The following is a 20,784-nucleotide window of genomic DNA, read 5'->3' on the forward strand; positions in this document are numbered from 1 at the left end:
AAGGCCGGGCCGGGCCCGGCGGGGCCGGGGACCGGGTGCGGGCCGGTGCGGACTCGGGCGCGCCGCTACGGGACGCGCAGCGAGCAGACCCGGCTGCCGGGGTCGAAGACCCGCAAGTCCTTGATCATCTTCAGTGCGAGGCGGTGGTGGCCCCGCTCGTCCGGGTGGAGCCCGTCATTGAGCAGCGACAGCGGGACCTGGCCGCCGTTGCCGTTCAGCCAGTCGTCGTAGTGGTCGACGAACACCACGTTCTGCGCCGCCGCGACCTCGCCCATCACCTGCGCGTACCGCGAAAGTCCCACCCGGCCGGGCCACTTCGCCGGATCGACCGGGTTGGGCGACTGGAGCACCGGCACCGGCGAGCCGGGCAGCGCCCGCACCGAGCCGACGAGCGAGACGAGGTTGGCCCGGTAGGCCTCCGGGCCGAGGCCGGACGTCGCGATGTCGTTCGTACCGATCATGATCGACACCACCCGCGGCGAGAAGGCGGTGACCCGCTCCCCGAACCGGGCGACGAGTTCGGCACTGGTGGCGCCGCTCACGCCGGAATCGATCACGAAGTCACGGTTCTTCGGCTTGCCCAGCTCCCAGCGGACCCGTTCCGTCCAGTGCTCCGGATAGCTGCGCCACCCGTTGGTGTGCAGGGCGCCATGGGTGATGCTGTCACCGGTGACGACCCAGGTGGCGGGCGTGTCGCTGTTCAGGACCGTGGAGATCCGGCCCAGATCGGCGAGGTCGGGACGGGGGCTGTGCGCGACCAGTTCGGCCTCGCCCAGCACCCGGTCCCAGACCGCGGCCCGCTCGATGGTGCCGGTGCAGAACCATTCGCCCCCTGGGTGGTCGCTGTCGAGATTGCCGCCGAGAGCGAGTGAGTCCAGCCCGGAGACATCGGCGAAGAAGAAGTGCCTCGACGTCTCGAACACGGTGCGTCCGCCGGCGTGGAGCCGGGTGCCGGAGGAGTCGACGGTGACGGCGACGGTATGAAGCAGACCGTCGTCGTAGCGTGTCCTGGTCATGACATTGACCAGCACCGCACCCTTCTCGCGCACGGAGAACCGAAGGGCGCCGCCGCTCAGGTTCAGAGTGATGTCGGAGGAGGGCCCGGTCGGATCGGAGGCGCTGAGCAGGGTCATCGCCTCGTTGTGGCTCGTGGTACGGAAGGTGACGAGGATGGTCCCCGCGGTGAGCGGGGCGAGTTCGCCGACCCTGTTCGACAGGTCGACGTACTCGCTGCCGTCCAGGTCCACGGGGGTGTCGTGGTCCAGGAGCGGATCGCCGCCCGGAGCGGCGGCGAAGGCGTGGCCGCCGAACCGGGCGCTCAGGGCTGCCGCGCCGGCGGCGAGAAGCATGGATCGTCTGCGCACGGAAGGTGCCTCCGGTCAGGAGTGGCCGGCCCGCCCCGACGGCGGGCCTGCGAACAGGGAACGCACCCAGGCCAGTTGCTCCCGCTGCTGATACGCCGTGCCGCCCTCGTGCCCGTTGAACTCGTAGACGCGTACGTCCTTGGGCCCCGCGTAGTGGTTGTACGCGGTGAAGCACGTGGAGGGCGGACAGATCTCGTCCATCATCGCGATCGAGAACAGCGCGGGAGCGGTGGCACGGGTGGCGAGCAGCGCCGCGTCGAAGTACGACAGGGTGGTGAACGCCGCCCCGGTGCGGTCGCGGTGGAGCTTCAGATACTCGGCGATCTCGGTGTACGGCGGCCGGCCCGCAATCTCCGCGCCGCGCCGGAAGTCGCAGAGGAACGGCACATCCGGCATCACCCCGGCCAGCCCCGGCACCAGCCCCGACACCGCCAGGGCGATCCCGCCGCCCTGGCTGACCCCGGTCACGACGATCCGGTCCGGATCGATCGCCGGATGCTCGCGCACCGCCTCGACACAGCGCACCGCGTCGGTGAACACCCGCCGGTAGTAGTACGTTTCGGGGCTCTCGATGCCGCGGGTGAGGAAGCCGGGTACGGTGCCGGCCGCCCCGGCGTCCGTATCGGCGGTGGAACCGCCCGCGGCCGACCAGCCCTGGCCGCGGGTGTCCATGATCAGGTGTGCGTGACCGGCGGACGCCCAGAGCGTGTTCTCGTGCGCCAGGCCGCGCCCACGCCCGTACCCGAGGAACTCGACCACGCAGCCGAGGGGTTCGGCGGCCCCGGCCGGCAGGTGCAGCCAGCCGTGGACCGGACGTCCGGCGAAACCGGGCAATGTCACATCGTACGTATGGATCTGGGTGAGCCCGGTGTCCACGGGCGCGAACACCGGCTTCGGCACCGGACCTTCGGCGGCGGGCGCCTCGCTCAGGGTGCTCGACCAGAAGGCGTCGAAGCCGTCCGGAACCGGCAGTTCGGGCCGGTAGGCGCGGCAGTCCGCGAGCGAGAGGTCCGTCAACGGCATGGAGGTGCCCTCCTGGGGAGCGCCGGGGTGTGAACACCGGGGTGTGAACGCCGGGCATCGAGACAGAAGACGTCAGATGTCCTGGCGGCACACGGACCCTAGGCAGTCATCGCGATGGCCGTCAAGGGCCCGGCCGGCGGATCACGGGCCGGGGCCGGTGGCACCGGTCCGCGGGTCAGTCCAGGGCGCTGTCGCGGGCGCGGGCCTCGCAGATCCGGCGCCTGACCGGGGCGTAGTGCTCGCCCAGCGCCTTCATGAAACCGGTGATGTCCCCGGCCCGTGCGGCGTCCACGATGTTCTGGTGGGCCACGATCGTCGCCATCTCGTCGGCGTGCGTGAATCCGTCGAGGTGCGGCGCGACGATCGTGTACACGTCCCAGAAGGCCATCGAGAGCTGGCCGATCAGTTCATTGCCGAGCGGTGCCACCAGCAGCGCGTGGAACGCCCGGTCCGCTTCGACGAAGCCGTGCCCGTCCTGGGCGCCGGTCCGGCGCATCGTGGTCACCAGGCCGTCCAGCTTGTCGAGCTGCTCCTCGCTGAGCAGCGAGACGATCCGGTCGGCCATCCCGCGCTCGAAGAGCTCGCGTACGTCGACGAGGTCGGCCATCACCTGGAAGTCGTCGTCGGGGGAGAGCAGTCCGCGGAAGGTCAGGCTCTCCACCAGGGCCGACAGGCTCAGCCTGCCCACGTACGTGCCGTGCCCGTGCCGCACCTCCACGATGTCCAGCGCGGCGAGGATCTTGACCGCCTCGCGGACGCTGGAGCGGCTGGCGCCGAGCGCCTCGCACAGGGCCGGCTCGGTGGGCAGCGGATCCCCGGGGCGAAGGCGCTCTTCGAGGATGTAGCGCTTGATGCCCTCGACCACTTCCTGCCGGAGCAACTGCCGGCCGGGCTTCGCACCGGACATATGTGAACTCCCCACCTCTTGACCCCTCTCGATTGTCCAGCTACGTTCCCACGCTATCAAGGCATCAGACATCTGACGTCTGATGCCCAGGGTTCCTGATCCCCCGCGATCCTGCGTCCCGCCCCCCGTTTCCCCGCCAGATCCCCCTCACGTTCCACCTTCGACGTCCCTGGAGGACCCGTGCCCGAGCTGAGACCAGCCGGTGTCGAGCGCCGCACCTTCCTGCGATACACCGGCACCATCGGTGCCGCAGCCGCCATCACGGCGAGCCTTTCCGCCTGCGGCGGTCCGTCGTCGACCGCCGACGGCTCGGCGGACAAGGGCAGCGACAGCGGTCTGATCGAGGCCGGTCTCTCGTACCCCCTGTCCACCGGTTTCGACCCGATGATCACCTCGGGCGCCACCCCGTACGCCGCCAATATGCACATCTTCGAGGGCCTCGTGGATCTCGATCCGGCAACACTCGTGGCCCGTCCCGCACTTGCCACCGAGCTGCCGAAGAAGATCAACGCCACCACCTACCGGGCGACTCTCCGCAAGGGCGCGACCTTCCACGACGGATCTCCGGTCACCGCCGACGACGTGGTGTTCAGCTTCGAACGCATCCTGGAGCCGAAGAACGCCTCGCTCATGGCGCAGTTCGTGCCCTTCATCGACGCGGTGAAGGCCGTCGACGCCGGCACGGTCGAGTTCAAGCTGAAGTACCCCTTCGCGCTCTTCCCGTCCCGCATCGCCGTGGCCCGGATCGTCCCGAAGGAGATCGTCGAGCCGGACCCCAAGGCGTTCGACGCCAAGCCGGTCGGCTCGGGACCGTACCGGTTCATCGAGGCGACCCGCGAGGACAAGATCGTCTTCGAGGCGTACGACAAGTACAACGGCCCCCACCCGGCCAAGGCGAAGAAGATGATCTGGCGGCTGATGTCCGACCAGTCCGCCCGAGTCAGCGCCATGGAGTCCGGCCGGGTCCAGGCCATCGAGGACGTCCCCTACATCGACGTCAAGCGCCTCGCCGGCGCCTCGAAGACCGAGTCCGTGCAGTCCTTCGGCCTGCTCTTCCTGATGTTCAACACCGCCGACAAGCGGTTCGCCGACAAGCGCGTGCGCCAGGCGCTGCACTACGCACTGGACACCGAGAAGATCATCTCGACGGCGATGGTGGGCAACGCCGCAGCCGCCACCGGGTACGTTCCCGCCACCCACCCCGACTACCACAAGGCCGCCACGGTCTACACCCACGACGTGGCGAAGGCCAAGAAGCTGCTCGCCGACGCGGGCGTCGAGAACCTCTCCTTCACCGTCCTCACCACCGACACCGGCTGGGTCAAGGACATCGCCCCGCTGCTGAAGGAGAGCTGGGAGGCGGCTGGCGTCAAGGTCACCCTCGACATCGCCCAGTCCCCGGCCCAGTACGCCAAGGTCGACAAGGGCGCCTTCGAGGTGCTGGTCGCCCCCGGCGACCCGTCCGTCTTCGGCAACGACGCCGACCTCCTGCTGCGCTGGTTCTACTACGGCTTCTGGCCGGAGAGCCGTTACGGCTGGGGCAGGTCCACGGCGTACAAGAAGGTCAGGCAGACCCTCGACAAGGCTGCCCAGGCCGCCGACGAGACCAAGCGCAAGGAACTGTGGGGCGAGGTCACCGACCTGGTCGCCGACGAGGCCGCGCTCTACCCGATCCTCCACCGCAAGCTGCCCACGGCATGGAACGAGAAGGCCCTCCCCGGCTTCAAGCCGCTGCCCACGACGGGCCTCTCCTTCCTGGACGTCACCCGCGCCTGACCGAAGCGCACAGGTCACCGGTGCCAGGTCACCGGTGCCAGGTCACCGGTGACAGGCCACCTGTGCCAGGTCACCGGTGACAGGCCAGCTGTGGCAGGTCACCGGTGACAGGCCACCTGTGCCAGGCCACCTGTGACATGTCATCGCTGTGACATGTCACCGAGCCGCCGCCCGGCGGACGCCGCACCCGTGACATGTCACAGGTGGCCGACAGACCGGTCCGGCACCCCGCGCCCCGCCCCCTCGTGACGCCCCTCTCGTGACGCCCCCTCGTGGCGCCCCCCCCTCGTGACGCCCCCCGTGCCAGGACCGCCACACCGCCCAACCGCAAGGAACCCGACGATGGTTGCTTTTCTCCGGCTCGCGCTGCGTCGCGTCGCGATGATGCCGGTGATGATCCTCGGCATCGCGCTGCTCGTCTTCGTGGTGCTGCAGTTCTCGCCGGTCGACCCGGCCTTCAACGCGCTCGGGGAGAGCGCCACCCCCGAGGCCCGTGCGGCCTTCGCCGAGGCCAACGGCCTCAACGACCCGCTCCCGGTCAGGTACTTCCACTTCCTCGGCCAACTGCTCCACCTCGACCTCGGGATGACCGTCCCGCCGAGCCAGCCGGTGGCCGACCGGATCACCGCAGCCTTCCCGCTCACCCTCCAACTCACCCTCCTCGGACTGCTCCTCGCGGTCGTGCTGGCGGTGCTGTTCGGAGTGGTCGGCGCGATGTACCGGGACCGCTGGCCCGACCAGCTGTTCCGGGTGGTCTCCATGGCCGGGGTCGCCATCCCGTCCTTCTGGCTCGGGGTGCTTCTCATCCAGCAGTTCGCACTGAACACCCGGATCTTCCCGACCGGCGGCTACACCAATCCGGCCGACTCCTTCAGCGGCTGGCTCACCACCATGGCCCTGCCCGCGATCTCGCTCGCGCTCCCGGTCTCCGCGTCCCTCGCCCGCCTCGTACGGACCTCGATGGTCGCCGAACTCGACCGCGACTACGTACGCACCGCCCGGGGCAACGGCCTCCCGCCGCTGCTGGTGATCCGCTCGGTGCTGCGCAACGCGCTCGTCACGCCGCTGACCGTGCTCGGCATCAAGGTCGGCTACATGCTCAGCGGCGCGGTGGTCATCGAAGCGATCTTCGATCTCCCCGGCATGGGCAAGCTCATCCTCGAAGGTGTCACCGGCGGCGATGTCGCCCTGGTCCAGGGCACCGTACTGACCATCGCCATCGCGTTCCTGGTGGTCAACGTCATCGTCGACCTGCTCTATCTGCTGGTCAACCCGCGCATCAGGACGGTGTGACATGTTCGCCACCGGCCGTCTGGCCAACAAGCTGTCCCGACCGGGCATCGCGTTCCGCTCCCTCCCGGTCACCTCCCGCATCGCCCTCGGCGTACTGATCGTCGTCGTGCTCGGCGCCGTACTCGCCCCACTGTTCACCCAGGACCCGCTGACCACCGGCACCCCGGTGCAGGCACCCGACGGCGCCCACTGGTTCGGCACCGACCGGGCCGGCCGCGACGTCTTCGCCCGCGTCGTGCACGGCTCCCGCTACTCGCTGGTCATCGGCCTCGGCGCGACCGCCGTGGCGCTGATCGCCGGCGCGCTGCTCGGCTCGATCGCCGCCACCTCGCGCAGGCTCGGCGACGAGTCCGTGATGCGGACCCTCGACGTGGTGATGTCGTTCCCGCCGATCGCGCTGGCCGCCGTCCTCGTCGCGGTCTTCGGCACCAGCGTCCCGGTGATCATCTTCACCATCGCCTTCGTCTACACACCGTCGCTGGCCCGCGTGGTCCGCGCCAACGTGCTCGCCCAGTACGGCGAGGACTACGTCGCCGCCGAGAAGGCCATCGGCGCCCGGCGCGGCTACATCGTGCTGCGCCACGTCGCCGTCAACTGCATGGCCCCGGTCATGGTGTTCGCCACCGTCATGGTCGCCGAGGCGATCATCTTCGAGGCCAGCCTCTCCTTCATCGGCGCAGGAGTGCAGGACCCCGACCCCAGCTGGGGCAGCGTCCTCGCCTACGGCCGGCAGATCCTCCTCGCCGGCGGCTGGTGGGCCACCTTCTTCCCCGGCCTCGCCCTGCTGATCACCGTCCTCGCCCTCAACATCCTCTCCGAGGGCCTCACCGACGCCTCCGCCGCGCCCGGCCGCGCCAAGGCCGCCGCCGACCCCACGGGGGCCACCGCCCCCGACCCCACCGGGGCCACCGCCCCCGACCCGCTCGAGGCCGCCGCCACCGCGGACATCGACGCCGCCCTCACCAGGCTCGCCGACCGCATCAACGCCACCGGGCCGGCCATCACTCCGGTACCGGACGACGCCGCCGAACTGCTCGTCGTACGGGACCTGTCGCTCCGCTTCCCCGACCGCTACGGGCAGATCCCCGTCGTCGACTCGCTCGACTTCACCGTCCACGAGGGCGAGACCCTCGGGCTGGTCGGCGAGTCCGGCTGCGGCAAGTCCATCACCAGCCTCGCCGTCATGGGGCTGCTCGCCCGCAACGCCGAGGTCGGCGGCGAGATCCTGTACCGCGGCCGGAACCTCCTGGAACTCGCCCCCAAGGAACGCCGCGCACTGATGGGCCCGGAGATCGCGATGGTCTACCAGGACGCGCTCTCCTCCCTCAACCCCTCCGTCCTCGTCGGCACCCAGCTGAAGCAGCTCACCTCACGCGGCGGTACGAAGACCCCGGCCGAACTCCTGGAACTGGTCGGCCTCGCCCCCGAACGCACCCTGCGCAGCTACCCCCACGAGCTCTCCGGCGGCCAGCGCCAGCGCGTCCTGATCGCCATGGCGCTCTCCCGCGACCCCCGCCTGCTCATCGCCGACGAACCGACCACCGCCCTGGACGTCACCGTCCAGGCCCAGGTCGTCGAACTCCTCGTGGAACTGCGCGACGAACTCGGCTTCGCCATGGTCCTCGTCTCGCACGACCTCGCGCTCGTCGGTGACCTCTCGCACCGCGTCGCCGTGATGTACGCGGGCCGCCTCGCCGAGATCGGCGCCACCCGCTCCGTACTCACCGGCCCCACCCACCACTACAGCCGCGGCCTGCTCGGCTCGGTCGTCTCACTGGAGGCCGGCGCCGACCGGCTGCACCAGATCCGCGGCATCGTCCCCGCGCCCCAGGGCTTCGGAACCGGCTGCCGCTTCGCCACGCGCTGTGACGCCGCCACCGACCTGTGCCGCACCACCGCACCCGAACTCACCGCACGCGACGCCGCGAAGGACCACGGCTTCGCCTGCCACCACCCCGCGACCGCCGCCCAGCTGGAAGGGAGCGCCCTGTGATCAGGATCGACGGCGTCCATGTACGCCACAAGGCACGCAGCGGCGGACTCTTCCGCCGGGACGCCGTGCACGCCCTCACCGACGCCACCCTGGAGGTCCGGCGCGGCGAGATCGTCGGCCTGGTCGGCGAGTCCGGCTGCGGCAAGTCCACCCTGGCCCGGGTACTGACCGGACTGCAGAAGCCCACCGAGGGCGAGGTCCGATTCCACGGCCGCGACCTGTGGGCGATGTCGGCGGCCGAGCGCCGCGACGACTTCGGCTCCGCCGTCGGAGTCGTCTTCCAGGACCCGTCCACGGCCCTCAACCCCCGGCTCACGGTCCGCCGGATCCTCCGCGACCCGCTCGATGTGCACAAGCGGGGCACCCGCGAGGCACGCGAGGCACGCGTCGAAGAGCTCCTGGACCTGGTCGGCCTGCCCGGCCACACCCTCGCCGCCCTTCCCGGACAGCTCTCCGGCGGCCAGCGCCAGCGCGTCGCCATCGCCCGCGCCCTGGCTCTCGAACCGGAACTGATCGTCGCCGACGAACCGACCTCCGCCCTCGACGTCTCCGTACGCGCCCAGGTCCTCAACCTCCTGGTCGACCTGCGCGAACGCCTGGGGCTCGGCATGGTGTTCATCTCGCACGACATCCAGACGGTGCGCTACCTCGCCGACCGCATCGCCGTCCTCTACCTCGGCCGTATCGTCGAGGAGGGGCGGGCAGCCGATGTGGCGGGCGCGCCCGCGCACCCCTATACCGAGGCACTGCTCTCCGCGACCCCGAGCCTGCTGGAGACCACCGAGCGCATCGTGCTCACCGGTCCCGTCCCCTCGGCCACCAACCCGCCGTCCGGCTGCCCGTTCCGCACCCGCTGCTGGAAGGCGGACGACGACTGCGCCACGGCTTTCCCCGCCGCGACGTCCGGCCCGGACGGACACCGCCGGCACTGCGTCCACCCCCAGATCCCCACGTCCCCCGTACCGTCCGCAAGGAGCACCGCATGACTGCCCGGAACCCCCGCTGGACCGGCGTGATCCCGCCCGTCGTCACCCCGCTCACCGCGGACGGCGAGATCGACCGGCCCTCCCTGGAGCGGGTCGTGGGCCATCTGCTCGACGGCGGCGTCAGCGGCCTGTTCGTCCTCGGCAGCTCGGGCGAGACCGCCTACCTCACCCCGGGCCGGCAGGACGAGGTCATCGAGGTCATCACCTCCGCCTGCGCCGGCCAGGTCCCGGTACTCGTCGGAGCGATCGAGACCACCACCGACCGGGCGATCGAGCGGGCCCGCGCCGCCGAAGGACTCGGCGCCGACGCCGTCGTCGCCACCGCCCCCTTCTACACACGCACGCACCCCACCGAGATCGACCGCCACTTCCGCGATATCGCCGCCGCCCTCGACCTGCCGGTCCTGGCGTACGACGTACCGGTCTGCGTACACAGCAAGCTCGATCCGGAACTGCTGCTGCCGCTCGCCGCTGACGGTGTGCTGGCAGGGGTGAAGGACTCCAGCGGCGACGACGGCTCGTTCCGCCGCCTGGCCATCGGGGCCCGTGAACTCCCGGAGTTCTCCGTGCTCACCGGGCATGAACTGGTGGTCGACGCGATGATGCTGGCCGGCGCGGACGGCTCGGTCCCCGGGCTCGGCAACGTGGACCCGCACGGCTACGTACGTCTGCACGAGGCAGCGGTACGGGGCGACTGGGCCGCCGCCGGGGCCGAACAGGACCGCCTGGTCGCGCTCTTCGACATCGTCCGCGCGGCCCGTCCAGGCACGGCGTCCGCCACCGCTGCGGGCCTCGGCGCCTTCAAGACGGCACTGATGCTGCGCGGGATCATCGGGACGAACGCGATGAGCGCGCCGATGCGCCGCCTGGACGTGGCGGAGACCGCCGAGATCGCGGCCTGCCTGGACCGGGCGGGTCTCAGCCGGGTGTGAACCGGCCCGAACGCAGGAAAGCGGTCCGGCGTCACAGCCCCGGCTGCGACGACGAACCGCTGTTCTCAGCTCCGCTGTCTAGCGACTATCCACCGACCGCAGAGGTCAGTCCTTCGAAGCGCGGGTACGACGGACCAGCAGGGTTCCACCGAGCACCATGGCCGCGGCGGCCCCACCGGCCATACCCAGGTTGGCGTCGGCACCGGTGTGCGCCAGCTGCGGCGGCTTGTGGTGCGTGGCCGGACTGTGGTGGTTCGGGTGCTGGTGATGCCACGAGTGCTGGTGGTGGGTGGGCGGCTTGTGGTGCGTCGGGGGCTTGTGGTGGGTGGGCGGCTTGTGGTGCGTGGGAGGGCAGTCCGGGTGGTGGTGGTGCGGAGGCTTGTGCGTCGTCGGCGGCTTGTGCGGCGGGTGGACCGGGGGCTTGTGCGGGGGATGCACCGGCGGCTTGTGCGGCGGGTGCACCGGGGGCTTGTGCGGCGGGTGGACGGGCGGCGGCGGGGTCTCGTGCTCACCGGACTCGTTGCCGCACTTGTTCCCGAACGCCGGGTTCAGTGCACCGATGACATCGACGGTGTTGCCGCACACGTTGACCGGAACGTCCACGGGAACCTGCACGTTGTTGCCGGACAGCACACCGGGGGAGCCGACCGCGCCGCCCTCGGCGCTCGCGCCCTGGCCCCCGGTGCCGGATCCGCCCTTGTTCACGCACTCGTTGCCGAAGACGGGGTTCAGCAGGCCGATCACATTCACCGTGTTGCCGCACAGGTTGACCGGTACATGCACCGGCACCTGCACGTTGTTGCCCGAGCCGACGCCGGGCGAGCCGATGGCCGCTCCGTCGGCGGAGGCATCCGCGAACGCGTATCCGCCGGCTGCGGTCAGGATCCCTGACGCCGCCGCCATCACCAGCAAGCTCTTACTCAAGGCTTTTCGCATTGATTGCCCCTTCTTAGGACATTCCGTGCGAGCTGAACGCTCGCTGTTCATTCATCAGGCCGGTGCGGAGACCGCCGGGAGACCCTCCCGGCGGCGCCCGTGCATGACTCGGCAAGCGGCGGTCACGGAAAGCGCAGAGACCACGAAGAGGCGTTCTTCGTGTGATGAGTCCTGCTTCTGCCGGTCAAGCGCCCGAACCTGCACGCTTGTGTCACTCATAACGAGGAGAAGTTGTTGAGGAAACTCGCAGGGCCGTGGAAATTATGTGACCACCCGAATGGACTATGAGAACGGACCGGTTCCGGCTCCGTGCGGCGTGTTATTGACGCCCGACCCGCCGGGTGGAACGGCTGTTGGAGGCGGGCGGAGCAACGAGGCGGAACGATTCCGTCCGCACCCTTCCGAAGTGCCGTTTCGTACTGCTGTACGTGCCCCCGGGCATTCGGGTGAATGGAGAGAACCAAACGCCCGGTGGCGAGTTGGGCAGGGGGCTCCGGTACGGGGCATCCAGTACGAGAAGGGTTAATCGTGATCAAGAAGGTTCTGGCTACGGGTGCCGTTGCCGCCTCCATCCTCGGTCTGGGCGCGACGCAGGCCATGGCCATCGGCGACGACGGCGGTACGACCTCGGTCAACGGCAACGGAGCCTCGCAGTCGTTCGGCAACGCCGAGACCCACGGTGACGGCAGCCCGCAGTTCGGCCTGGTCCAGGGCAGCCTGAACAAGCCCTGCATCGGCCTGCCGGCCAAGGTCAACGCCGGTTCGCTCATCGGCCTGATCCCGATCGCGGTCCAGGACGTCAACGTGCTGTCCTCGCCGCAGAACCAGCAGTGCACCGAGAACTCCACCCAGGCCAAGGGCGACGAGCCGCTGTCGCACATCCTGGACGGCATCCCGGTGCTCTCCGGCAACGGTGCCGGCAACAGCTGATCCGCAGCTGATCCAGCCGTAACGACAGGCCCGGGCCGCCGGCGTTCCTCCTCCGCGCGGCCCGGGCCTGTTGCTGCCATTCCCCGGAATGGGTGCATCGGATTGTCGGAAGATCGCGCCGGTGATATCGAGTGATCGATGCTGCGTCAATCGGGCGATTTTCTGAGAATCTTCCGGCAGAAGAGTTTCGCCTACGGTCTTAAATCGTTATGAATTGCAGCGGCGGAGTTACGGGTGATGGGTATCGCGCTCGTGCGGCACGAAAGACGTGGCCGCTTCGGACTCCGTCGAAGAAAGGGAACAAAGTGAAGTACACCAAGGTTGCCGCCATTGCCGCCGGAACCCTGATGGCGTTGGGTGTCGCCGCCCCCGCCTTCGCCGACTCGGGTGCCGAGGGTGGCGCCGCACTTTCCCCGGGCGTCATCTCCGGCAACTCCATCCAGATCCCGGTTCACGTCCCGATCAACGCCTGCGGCAACACCGTGGACGTGATCGGTCTGCTCAACCCCGCATTCGGCAACCCCTGCGCCAACGTCTGACCCACGGTCGGACGGGCCGAACGCTCGTGACCGGAAGGCCCCGGATCGCATTTCGATGCGATCCGGGGCCTTCCTTCTTTCTTCCCGGCATTCGATCGGGTGGTCCCGCAGAAAAGGCGACCCCGTCCAGTTGCCGTGTCGCAACCGCATCGTTACCCAGGGCGAAAGCGGCAGATGGCACGGCTAAAGAAGGCTCGTGCGGCGCGGGTGCGCGACCGAACAGATGCCGCTGCAGAAGGGAACCCGAAAGTGAAGTACGCGAAGACTGCTGCGTTCGTTGCCGGTTCCGTGGTTGCTCTCGGAACGGCTGCTCCCGCCTTCGCCGTCACCAACGCCACGGCCCCCAACTTCAGCCTCAACGGAGGCATCAACCAGGTGGTGGAGAGCGCCCCGCAGGCTGTCGACCCGATCGTCGACACGGTCGGCGGCGCCGCGGAGTCGGTGCAGAAGAACGGCACCGTCACCAAGCTGGCGGACCAGGCCACCGGTGCGGCCAAGGGGGCGGCCCCGCTCATCGGCGGGCTGCCGGTCGGCGGCTGACCGACAGCGCCGCGGCAGTTCCCCGCCGGTCCCGGCCTTTCGTATTCCTCCGGTGCTGTGAATTCGGCGAACAACCGAACGTAAAAGCACCGTTCGAGTGAATCGGCACAACCATCCCCGTCGTCGTGAGTTGATCAGGACGCTCCGGACAGGCGGGCAACAGAAAACCCCAGAAGGGCTATTTCATGATCAAGAAGATTATGGCCTCGGCAGCAGTCGCTGCTTCGATCGTCGGCGTCTCCGCCGCGATCGCCCCGCAGGCCATGGCCATCGGCAACGACGGTGGCACGACGTCGGTCAACGGCAACGACGCCATCCAGTCGTACGGCAACTCCGCCACCCACGGCGACATGAGCCCGCAGTTCGCGCTCATCCAGGGCTCGCTCAACAAGCCCTGCATCGCGCTGCCGGCCAAGGCCAACGTCGGCTCGGTCCTCGGGGCCATCCCGATCTCGGTCCAGGACATCAACGTCCTGGCCTCGCCGCAGAACCAGCAGTGCACGGAGAACTCCACCCAGGCCAAGGGTGACGAGGCGCTCTCGCACATCCTGGACGACATCCCGATCCTCTCCGGCAACGGCGCCGGCAACAACTGAGGCCCGTCCCGCTCCGGACGCTCCTCGCCGGCTTCTCCGAACCGGCAGGGGAGCGTGCCGCGGGCAGCTTCGAGCCCGCCTGCAAGCAGTGATCGAATCACCTGTGGGGTCGTCACATCCACACGGCAGCCGTTCTCCGGCCGCCCGGATGTGCCGGCCCCACCCGTGTGTCCGGGGTGCGGCGGCCCCTCGAAGGAGCGGGTGGACTGGGCCGGTTGCCGTAGTGCGGGCAGGCGTCACCCGCCGCACCGGGTAGGTGCCACACATGGACCAGTACGACAGTCAACGCTCCCGTGACCGGCAGCGGCACGCACAGGACGGCACACCCATCTACGACCGGCTGCTCGCCGAGTGGCAGGCGGCCCACGGCAGCCCGGAGCCCGCGCCGCAGGCAGGGCCGGACCGGCCGTGCGCGGGCAGCCGGGTTCCCGCGGCCCGCACCTCCGGCGAGGCCGTCGACGGGTGACCGGACGCCGTCGAACTCTTGCCGGATCGAACCCTTTTGAGTGGTACTGCGGAACCGACGCTTCCGTAGCGGGTTGATCAGTACGTTCCACAACGGGACGCTCCGAAAGGTGAAGCGTGATGAAGAAGATGATGGCCGGCGCAGCAGTGGCCGTGTCCCTGGTCGGTCTGTCCGCGGCCGCGGCCCCCGCGGCCATGGCGATCGGCAATGACGGGGGCACCACGTCGGTCAACGGCAACGGCGCCGTGTCCGAGTTCGGCAACAGCGTGACCCGGGGCGACGGAAGCCCGCAGGTCCAGCTCGTCCAGGGCACGCTGAACAAGGCCTGTGTCGGCCTGCCGCTCAAGGCCAACGCCGGTTCGCTCGTCGGCGTGCTGGTGCCGGTCGCGGTCCAGGACATCGACGTGCTGTCCTCGCCGCAGAACCAACAGTGCGCCGACAACTCCGTCCAGGCCAAGGGCGACGAGCCGCTGTCGCACCTGGTCGACGACATCCCGGTGCTCTCGGGCAACGGCATCGCCAACGACTGACGCACCCCACGTGCGGGCTGCCCGGGGATTCCCCCGCGGCCGCCCGCACCGCGGTGCACAGCAGAATCCGGGGCATCGCCCCAGGGCTCCACGCACAAGGATGCCCACCGCGCCACGGGGGGCGGTGGGCATCCGGCGTTCCGGGAGGGGGCGGTCAGCCCAGGGTGCGTACCGGGACCACGCAGTGGGCGGAGGTGGTGATGACCTCCGGGTCGCCCGCGAAGGACCGCAGCAGCTCCTCGCTCACCGGCCGGCCCGGTGCGCCCTGGGGCCACGGGCGGGTGGCGAACATGGTGTGCACCTCGCCGCGTTGGCCGGCCGCGGCCAGCCACTCGGGCGGGGCGGGGTACTGCGCGGTGAAGTGGGGCAGCGTGAGGACCGCCTGCCCGGCCTGGACGAGCAGCTTCACCGGGAGGCCCGGGTTCTCGGCGGCGTACACCGGACCGCTGCCGACCGGCAGTCCGCTGCGCTCCAGGGACATGCGCATGGCCGCCTCGCCGACGGCGGGGCCGTCCGTGCCGTCTCCCAGCGAGTAGACGAGCAGGAAGGCGACATCGTGGCCGTCGGCGGGGTGTTCGCCGCTCCATCCGATCAGCGTGATGGTGCCCAACTGGGCTTGTGTGAACGTGCCGGTGGCGGTCTGGGGTGAGGTCATGCTCGGCACCATAACGGCCTCGGACCGGTCGTTGTGCATGTGTTTCACCTGATCGAGGGAGATAGTGGGATATCTCCGGTGAAAGCGGCTCGGACCGTCTCCGTGCGGAGCGGTCGGGAGGCGCGTTCGAAGGCTTCGATCAAATGTGTTGAGCCGGCCGATGCGCGCGGGCTATGGTGTCCACTGTTCCGGACGGCGGAGATCAACTCCGGCTGTCGGTCCCGTGCTTGAACCAGGAGGTGAGGACCGTGACGACTGTCACTGTGATGGGCGCTGCCCATAACCCGAAGAGCATCATTCCCACCCCCGTGGTCGCCGGCTGACCTACTCCGCAACTCTGCGCGCCCGTGTGCGCGTTGCCGGGGCCACCCTTTGAAGGGTTTCCCTTGTCTTTCCAGTCCTTCTCCTCTTCTGTTTCGTCTCTTCAGGGCTCGTCCGCGTCGCATCCGCTGTCCCCGTACGGCTGGGACGACGCGTGGGCGGCCGAATTCGCACCGTACGCCGAGCAGGGCCTGCTGCCCGGGCGCGTGGTGCGGGTGGACCGTGGTCAGTGCGATGTCGTCACCCCGCGGGGCACGCTGCGCGCCGACACCGCCTTCGTCGTCCCGCGCGATCCGATGCGGATCGTCTGCACCGGCGACTGGGTCGCGGTCGACCCCGACGGCGACCCGCAGTTCGTACGGACGCTGCTGCCGCGGCGTACCGCCTTCGTCCGCTCGACGTCCTCGCAGCGCTCCGAGGGCCAGGTGCTCGCCACCAATGTGGACCACATCGTCATCTGTCTCTCGCTCGCGGTCGAGTTCGACCTGGGGCGGGTGGAGCGCTTCCTCGCGCTCGCCATGTCCAGCTCCAGCGGTGACGCGCTGCTGGGAGGCGGGGGGCCGGCCGGGGACGGTGCCGCCGAGCCGGTCGTGGTGCTGACCAAGGCCGACCTCGTACCGGACGCCACCACGCTGTCGCACCTCGTCCAGGACATCGAGGGCATCGCGCCCGGGGTGCAGGTGCTGACCGTCAGCTCCGCCACGGGGGAGGGCGTCGATGTCTTCGCCGCCGTCGTCTCGGGCGGTACGAGCGTGCTGCTCGGGGCCTCCGGCGCAGGCAAGTCGACGCTCGCCAACACCCTGCTCGGCCACGACGTGATGGAGGTGCAGGCCGCGCGGGACGTCGACGGCAAGGGCCGGCACACCACCACCACCCGCAATCTGCTGCTCCTGCCCTCCGGGGGCGTGCTGATCGACACCCCCGGGCTGCGCGGGGTCGGGCTCTGGGACGCTGAGGCCGGCGTCGGCCAGGTCTTCTCGGAGATCGAGGAGCTGGCCGAGCAGTGCCGGTTCCACGACTGCGCCCATGAGTCGGAGCCGGGCTGCGCGGTGCTCGCCGCGATCGAGGACGGTTCGCTGCACGAACGGCGCCTCGACAGCTTCCGCAAGCTGATCCGCGAGAACCGGCGCATCGTCGCCAAGACCGACGCCCGGATGCGGTCGGAGATGCTGCGCGACTGGAAGCGCAAGGGCGCCGAGGGCCGGTTCGCCATGGAGGCGAAGCGGGGCCGGGTGCGGTAGACGGTGGCTCCCGGTCCGCGGCCGCCCGTGGTCGCGGACCCGCCGGTCCACGTCCGAAAACCGCCAGTGCGGTACCGGTGGGTGCCGCACACTGGACGGTGTGATGGACGAACTAACCAGGTACGAGGCGGTGAGCAGCCGCGACGCGCGTTTCGACGGGGAGTTCTTCTTCGCCGTCGAGACGACCGGGATCTACTGCCGGCCGAGCTGCCCCGCCGTCACACCCAAGCGGAAGAACGTCCGCTTCTACCCGACCGCGGCCGCCGCGCAGGGCCAGGGCTTCCGGGCCTGCCGGCGCTGCCGGCCGGACGCCGTGCCGGGCTCGGCGGAATGGAATGTGCGGGCCGATGTCGTGGGCCGCGCCATGCGGATGATCGGCGACGGCGTGGTCGACCGGGAGGGCGTGCCCGGTCTCGCGCACCGGCTCGGCTACAGCTCGCGCCAGGTGCAGCGGCAGCTCAACGCCGAGCTGGGCGCCGGCCCCGTCGCGCTCGCGCGTGCCCAGCGGGCCCACACCGCGCGGGTGCTGCTCCAGACGACCGGGCTGCCCGTGACGGAGATCGCCTTCGCGGCGGGCTTCGCCAGTGTGCGCCAGTTCAACGACACGATCCGGCAGATCTACGCCCGTACGCCGAGCGCGCTGCGGGCCGAGGCCGGGACGGGGCTGGGGGCGGCGGTCCGGGAGGCGCGCACCACCGGGATCCCGCTGCGGCTGGCCCACCGGGGCCCGTACGCGGCCCGCGAGGTCTTCGACCTCCTGGCCGGTGAGCCGGTCGCGCGGATCGAGGAGGTCAGCGGTGCGACGGGTGCCCGTACCTACCGGCGCACCCTGCGGCTTCCGTACGGTACGGGCATCGTGGCCGTCGACGAGCGGTCCGCCGGGGCCTGGCTCGATGCCCGGATCCACCTCACGGACCTGCGGGACCTGACGACGGCCGTCCAGCGGCTGCGGCGCCTGTTCGATCTGGACGCCGATCCGTACGCCGTCGACGAGCGGCTCGGCGCCGACCCGCTGCTCGCTCCGGGCGTCGCCGCACGCCCAGGGCTGCGTTCGCCGGGCGCCGCGGATCCGGATGAGTTCGCCGTACGGACGCTGGTGGGGCGGGCGGAGTCGGAGCGGCTGGTGGAGGCGTACGGGAAGGTGCTGGACGTGCCGTGCGGCGGGCTGACGCATGTGTTCCCCGAGCCCGGGGCGCTGGCCGGTGCGGCGGGCGGCCCGGAGCTGCGGGCGCTGGCGGCCGCGCTCGCCGACGGGGACGTACGGCTGGACGCCGGGGCCGACCGGGACGAGGCCGAGCAGGCGCTGCTGCGGCTGCCGGGGATCGGCCCGGCAGCCGCGGCGCTCATCAGGATGCGTGCGCTCGGTGACCCGGATGTGGATCCGGAGGGCCGGCCCGGGACGGACCGGTGGCGGCCCTGGCGTTCGTACGCGGTGCGTCACCTGGGTCTGCTGTGAGCGGGCCTACGCGGGCAGCCCCCAGCGCGGTGCGGGGGCGTTCGCCGTCACCGGGCGGATGGTCAGGTCCGGGCGGTCGCCCCGCGCCGTGATCAGGGCCGAGTCGCCCTTGCGCAGGCGGATGCGTACCGTGCCGTCGGCCGTCGTTTCGTGGTCCAGCGGACGTCCGTGCCGGTCGCGGATCTCCACCGGGCCGTCGATGCCATGGCGTACGACGCAGGGGGCGCCGGCCTCGCTGGTCAGCCGCACCCAGCGGGTCCGGCCCTCCTGGCGTACCGCACTGAGCAGGAACGCGCCCTGGGTCCGGAAGTCGTGCACGGTCAGTTCCCGCCAGTCGGCGGGGAGCGCCGGGAAGACCCTGATCGTGTCGCCCCACGACTGGCAGACCATGTCGTGCAGGGACTGGGCCGCCGAGAGCGGGGTCTCGATGACGGGGCCCGACTCCTTGTACATGGTGTTCGCCTGGATGAAGCGGTTCATCAGCTCGCCCAGGTACTTCAGCGCGTCCTCGCCCTTGCCGAGCAGCGCGGACATCGACGCGGCGCCGGTGAACGTATAGCCCTGGAGGGCGCCTTCGAAGCCCACCCAGTGGGCGAGGGACTTCTCGATCAGGGCGCGCTCGTCGGCCGTCGCGCCGGTCAGCTCGTACAGCGGGTACACCGCGAGCATGTGCGAGTAGTGGCGGTGCGACTTCGCGAACGGCACCCCGGCGCCGATCATGAACCCGTTGGCATCGACCGGGTACGGCGCCAGCCTGGCGAGGACCTCCTGCCAGCGGGCGGTCAGCGGGTCGCGGACGCCGAGCCGGCCGGCCGATTCGAGCAGGGTGCGGCAGCCCCAGCGCAGCAGCATCAGGTCGTAGTTGCAGTCCGGGGCGTTGACTCCGTACTCGGGGGAGAACGTCGCCGGCAGGTGCAGCTTTCCGTCCGTGCCGGGTGTGAGGAAGTGCAGGTAGTAGTTGACGGCCTTGCGCAGCAGCGGGAAGAGCGTGTCGCGCAGGATCGACTCGTCCATGGTGTGGCGGTAGGAGAGCCAGACGTTGTGCAGCGCCCAGGTCAGATTGCCGACCTCGGGGGTGGGCGGGTCCTGGCCGGGGATGCCGACCCCGTAGCCGCCGTCGGTCACCGAGGCACCGTTGACCAGCTGGGGGTCGGTGGTCCGGGGGATGCCGGCCGAGTCGGCCCGGTAGGGGGCGGCGACCTCGCGCGAGAGCTGGTCCCGGAATTCGCTCAGGGCCCGGGTGACGGCGTCCAGTTCGAGGTGGTTGGAGCCGTGGATCAGCCAGTACTCCAGCTGGACGTTGAGGTTCCACCAGGTGTTGGGCCAGGGCGTGGGCTCCAGCCAGGGGCCGGAGGTGGCCATCACCGGGGCGTCCTTGCGGGCCGCCGACGCGGTCTTGTAGAGCTGGATCCAGTAGAAGCGCTGCAACCGGGCGTCGGGCAGGGAAAGGAAGCTCTTGCGGTAGAACCGGTCCCACCAGGTGCGGTGGGGTGCGGCGAGCGGACCGTACGGGAGCGCGGAAGCGGTCCTGACGGTGCGCAGCGCACGGCCACGGGCCGTTGCCGTGGGGTGGGAGTGCGCGACCGTGACGTACAGGGTGCGGACCGTGGCCCTGGTGCGTTCGCGCCAGGCGGTGACGTGCTCGCCGCCCGCGAGCAGCGGCTGGACGGCGGCGGTGGTGTCGCCGTGCTGTTCGGTCACGGCGGGCGGGTTGCCGGTGTAGCCGTCCGGGACCGGCTTGAAGGCGGCACGCGGGCTGATCGCCTCGGCGGGGTGGAAGACCCAGCGGAAGTCCTGTTCGCCCGTGCTCGGGGTGATCTCCACGGCGAGCAGATCGCTGGTGGAGTGGACGAAGGCGCGGAGCTCCAGGGTGCCCGCGGTCGTGGTGATCGTTCCTTCGAGCTCGGCGGTGCGCAGCCGCATCCACCACTCGATGCCCGTGATGTCGCCCACCGGTTCCAGGGTGAAGTGGCCGATGGGGAGGCGGGCGAGGCCGAAGAGCGAACCGAACTCGGGGCGGTGGTCCTGGACCTCGGAGTGCTGGACGTTGAAGCGGACGGCCCGGGTGGTGGCGCCGGGTTCCGCGTAGATGCCGGAGCCGAGGCGGCCGTTGCCCAGGTACGGGCCCTCGTACCAGGTCCTCGGCAGCTTCTGCCAGAGCAAGTCGGCGTCGTCGAGGACCGTGCGCCAGTTGTCGCCGGGGGAGTGCACGGTGGTGGGGGCCGGAGCGGCGGGGGAGGCCGGGGCGGCGGCGAGGGCGGGGACGGGGGTGCCGGCCGCCACCAGCGCGCCGCCGATCG

At 70.4% G+C, this 20,784-nt stretch carries 19 protein-coding genes; 13 read left to right on the forward strand and 6 right to left on the reverse strand.

Features of this window, described 5'->3' with window-relative positions:
* Positions 1-65: 65 nt before the first annotated feature.
* The 3 genes from EES42_RS29165 to EES42_RS29175 all read right to left on the reverse strand — a co-directional run bounded on the left by EES42_RS29165 (position 66) and on the right by EES42_RS29175 (position 3,294).
* Positions 66-1,364 (reverse strand): GDSL-type esterase/lipase family protein, encoded by a 1,299-nt coding sequence (locus tag EES42_RS29165; protein WP_241196643.1) that lies wholly within the window; start codon positions 1,362-1,364, stop codon positions 66-68.
* A 15-nt stretch (positions 1,365-1,379) separates the two neighbouring features.
* Complete coding sequence (locus EES42_RS29170) at positions 1,380-2,387, reverse strand: acetylxylan esterase (RefSeq protein ID WP_124721259.1); 1,008 nt, start codon at positions 2,385-2,387, stop codon at positions 1,380-1,382.
* Between the two features lie 175 nt (positions 2,388-2,562).
* Complete coding sequence (locus EES42_RS29175; RefSeq protein ID WP_124721260.1) at positions 2,563-3,294, reverse strand: FadR/GntR family transcriptional regulator; 732 nt, start codon at positions 3,292-3,294, stop codon at positions 2,563-2,565.
* Positions 3,295-3,474: 180 nt separating this feature from the next.
* Here EES42_RS29175 and EES42_RS29180 point away from each other — a divergent pair, with 180 nt between their 5' ends.
* The 5 genes from EES42_RS29180 to EES42_RS29200 all read left to right on the forward strand — a co-directional run bounded on the left by EES42_RS29180 (position 3,475) and on the right by EES42_RS29200 (position 10,274).
* Positions 3,475-5,070, forward strand: coding sequence for an ABC transporter substrate-binding protein (locus EES42_RS29180; RefSeq protein WP_124721261.1), 1,596 nt, complete (start codon positions 3,475-3,477; stop codon positions 5,068-5,070).
* 342 nt (positions 5,071-5,412) lie between these two features.
* The gene (locus EES42_RS29185) at positions 5,413-6,363 is read left to right on the forward strand and encodes an ABC transporter permease (RefSeq protein ID WP_124721262.1); all 951 of its coding nucleotides are present in this window, start codon (positions 5,413-5,415) and stop codon (positions 6,361-6,363) included.
* 1 nt (position 6,364) lies between these two features.
* A complete protein-coding gene (locus tag EES42_RS29190) occupies positions 6,365-8,356 on the forward strand; it encodes a dipeptide/oligopeptide/nickel ABC transporter permease/ATP-binding protein (RefSeq protein WP_124721263.1) in 1,992 nt (663 codons plus the stop codon).
* Positions 8,353-9,342, forward strand: a complete 990-nt coding sequence (locus EES42_RS29195) for an ABC transporter ATP-binding protein (protein WP_124721264.1) — start codon at positions 8,353-8,355, stop codon at positions 9,340-9,342. Before EES42_RS29190 ends, EES42_RS29195 begins: the two co-directional genes overlap by 4 nt.
* Positions 9,339-10,274 (forward strand): dihydrodipicolinate synthase family protein, encoded by a 936-nt coding sequence (locus EES42_RS29200; RefSeq protein WP_124721265.1) that lies wholly within the window; start codon positions 9,339-9,341, stop codon positions 10,272-10,274. The genes EES42_RS29195 and EES42_RS29200 overlap by 4 nt, the downstream gene beginning before the upstream one ends.
* A 105-nt stretch (positions 10,275-10,379) precedes the next feature.
* Here EES42_RS29200 and EES42_RS29205 read toward each other — a convergent pair whose 3' ends face one another.
* Positions 10,380-11,210, reverse strand: coding sequence for a chaplin (locus tag EES42_RS29205; protein WP_277426145.1), 831 nt, complete (start codon positions 11,208-11,210; stop codon positions 10,380-10,382).
* Between the two features lie 528 nt (positions 11,211-11,738).
* Here EES42_RS29205 and EES42_RS29210 point away from each other — a divergent pair.
* The 6 genes from EES42_RS29210 (at position 11,739) to EES42_RS29235 (ending at position 14,811) form a co-directional block, all read left to right on the forward strand.
* Complete coding sequence (locus EES42_RS29210; RefSeq protein ID WP_124721266.1) at positions 11,739-12,140, forward strand: rodlin; 402 nt, start codon at positions 11,739-11,741, stop codon at positions 12,138-12,140.
* Positions 12,141-12,445: 305 nt separating this feature from the next.
* Positions 12,446-12,679, forward strand: coding sequence for a chaplin (locus EES42_RS29215; RefSeq protein WP_124721267.1), 234 nt, complete (start codon positions 12,446-12,448; stop codon positions 12,677-12,679).
* Positions 12,680-12,928: 249 nt separating this feature from the next.
* Positions 12,929-13,219 (forward strand): hypothetical protein, encoded by a 291-nt coding sequence (locus EES42_RS29220; RefSeq protein WP_124721268.1) that lies wholly within the window; start codon positions 12,929-12,931, stop codon positions 13,217-13,219.
* 185 nt (positions 13,220-13,404) lie between these two features.
* Positions 13,405-13,815, forward strand: a complete 411-nt coding sequence (locus tag EES42_RS29225; protein ID WP_124721269.1) for a rodlin — start codon at positions 13,405-13,407, stop codon at positions 13,813-13,815.
* A 265-nt stretch (positions 13,816-14,080) separates the two neighbouring features.
* Entirely contained in the window at positions 14,081-14,281 is a 201-nt protein-coding gene (locus tag EES42_RS29230; protein ID WP_124721270.1) for a hypothetical protein, read from the forward strand.
* A 119-nt stretch (positions 14,282-14,400) separates the two neighbouring features.
* Positions 14,401-14,811 (forward strand): rodlin, encoded by a 411-nt coding sequence (locus tag EES42_RS29235; RefSeq protein WP_124721271.1) that lies wholly within the window; start codon positions 14,401-14,403, stop codon positions 14,809-14,811.
* Between the two features lie 154 nt (positions 14,812-14,965).
* Here the strand turns inward: EES42_RS29235 and EES42_RS29240 are convergent, their stop codons facing one another.
* Complete coding sequence (locus EES42_RS29240; RefSeq protein ID WP_124721272.1) at positions 14,966-15,466, reverse strand: DUF5949 family protein; 501 nt, start codon at positions 15,464-15,466, stop codon at positions 14,966-14,968.
* 386 nt (positions 15,467-15,852) lie between these two features.
* On the opposite strand from EES42_RS29240, the gene rsgA reads away from it, so the two are divergent.
* Positions 15,853-17,028: a ribosome small subunit-dependent GTPase A gene (rsgA, locus tag EES42_RS29245; protein ID WP_124721273.1), complete on the forward strand. Its 1,176-nt coding sequence runs from the start codon at positions 15,853-15,855 to the stop codon at positions 17,026-17,028.
* A 103-nt stretch (positions 17,029-17,131) separates the two neighbouring features.
* On the forward strand, positions 17,132-18,484 hold the full coding sequence (locus EES42_RS29250) for a DNA-3-methyladenine glycosylase 2 family protein (RefSeq protein WP_124721568.1): 1,353 nt from the start codon (positions 17,132-17,134) through the stop codon (positions 18,482-18,484).
* 6 nt (positions 18,485-18,490) lie between these two features.
* On the opposite strand, the gene EES42_RS29255 is transcribed toward EES42_RS29250, so the two are convergent.
* Entirely contained in the window at positions 18,491-20,782 is a 2,292-nt protein-coding gene (locus EES42_RS29255; RefSeq protein WP_241196644.1) for a glycosyl hydrolase family 95 catalytic domain-containing protein, read from the reverse strand.
* Positions 20,783-20,784 lie beyond the last annotated feature (2 nt).

The sequence above is a fragment of the Streptomyces sp. ADI95-17 genome (assembly GCF_003846175.1).
In the GTDB taxonomy this organism is placed as follows: domain Bacteria; phylum Actinomycetota; class Actinomycetes; order Streptomycetales; family Streptomycetaceae; genus Streptomyces; species Streptomyces sanglieri.

Coding starts and splice junctions, on each gene's coding strand:
- EES42_RS29170 (WP_124721259.1), bottom strand. CDS start 2,387: ATGCCGTTGACGGACCTCTCGCTCGCGGACTGCCGCGCCTACCGGCCC.
- EES42_RS29175 (WP_124721260.1), bottom strand. CDS start 3,294: ATGTCCGGTGCGAAGCCCGGCCGGCAGTTGCTCCGGCAGGAAGTGGTC.
- EES42_RS29185 (WP_124721262.1), top strand. CDS start 5,413: ATGGTTGCTTTTCTCCGGCTCGCGCTGCGTCGCGTCGCGATGATGCCG.
- EES42_RS29190 (WP_124721263.1), top strand. CDS start 6,365: ATGTTCGCCACCGGCCGTCTGGCCAACAAGCTGTCCCGACCGGGCATC.
- EES42_RS29200 (WP_124721265.1), top strand. CDS start 9,339: ATGACTGCCCGGAACCCCCGCTGGACCGGCGTGATCCCGCCCGTCGTC.
- EES42_RS29205 (WP_277426145.1), bottom strand. CDS start 11,210: ATGCGAAAAGCCTTGAGTAAGAGCTTGCTGGTGATGGCGGCGGCGTCA.
- EES42_RS29225 (WP_124721269.1), top strand. CDS start 13,405: ATGATCAAGAAGATTATGGCCTCGGCAGCAGTCGCTGCTTCGATCGTC.
- EES42_RS29230 (WP_124721270.1), top strand. CDS start 14,081: ATGGACCAGTACGACAGTCAACGCTCCCGTGACCGGCAGCGGCACGCA.
- EES42_RS29235 (WP_124721271.1), top strand. CDS start 14,401: ATGAAGAAGATGATGGCCGGCGCAGCAGTGGCCGTGTCCCTGGTCGGT.
- EES42_RS29240 (WP_124721272.1), bottom strand. CDS start 15,466: ATGACCTCACCCCAGACCGCCACCGGCACGTTCACACAAGCCCAGTTG.
- EES42_RS29250 (WP_124721568.1), top strand. CDS start 17,132: ATGGACGAACTAACCAGGTACGAGGCGGTGAGCAGCCGCGACGCGCGT.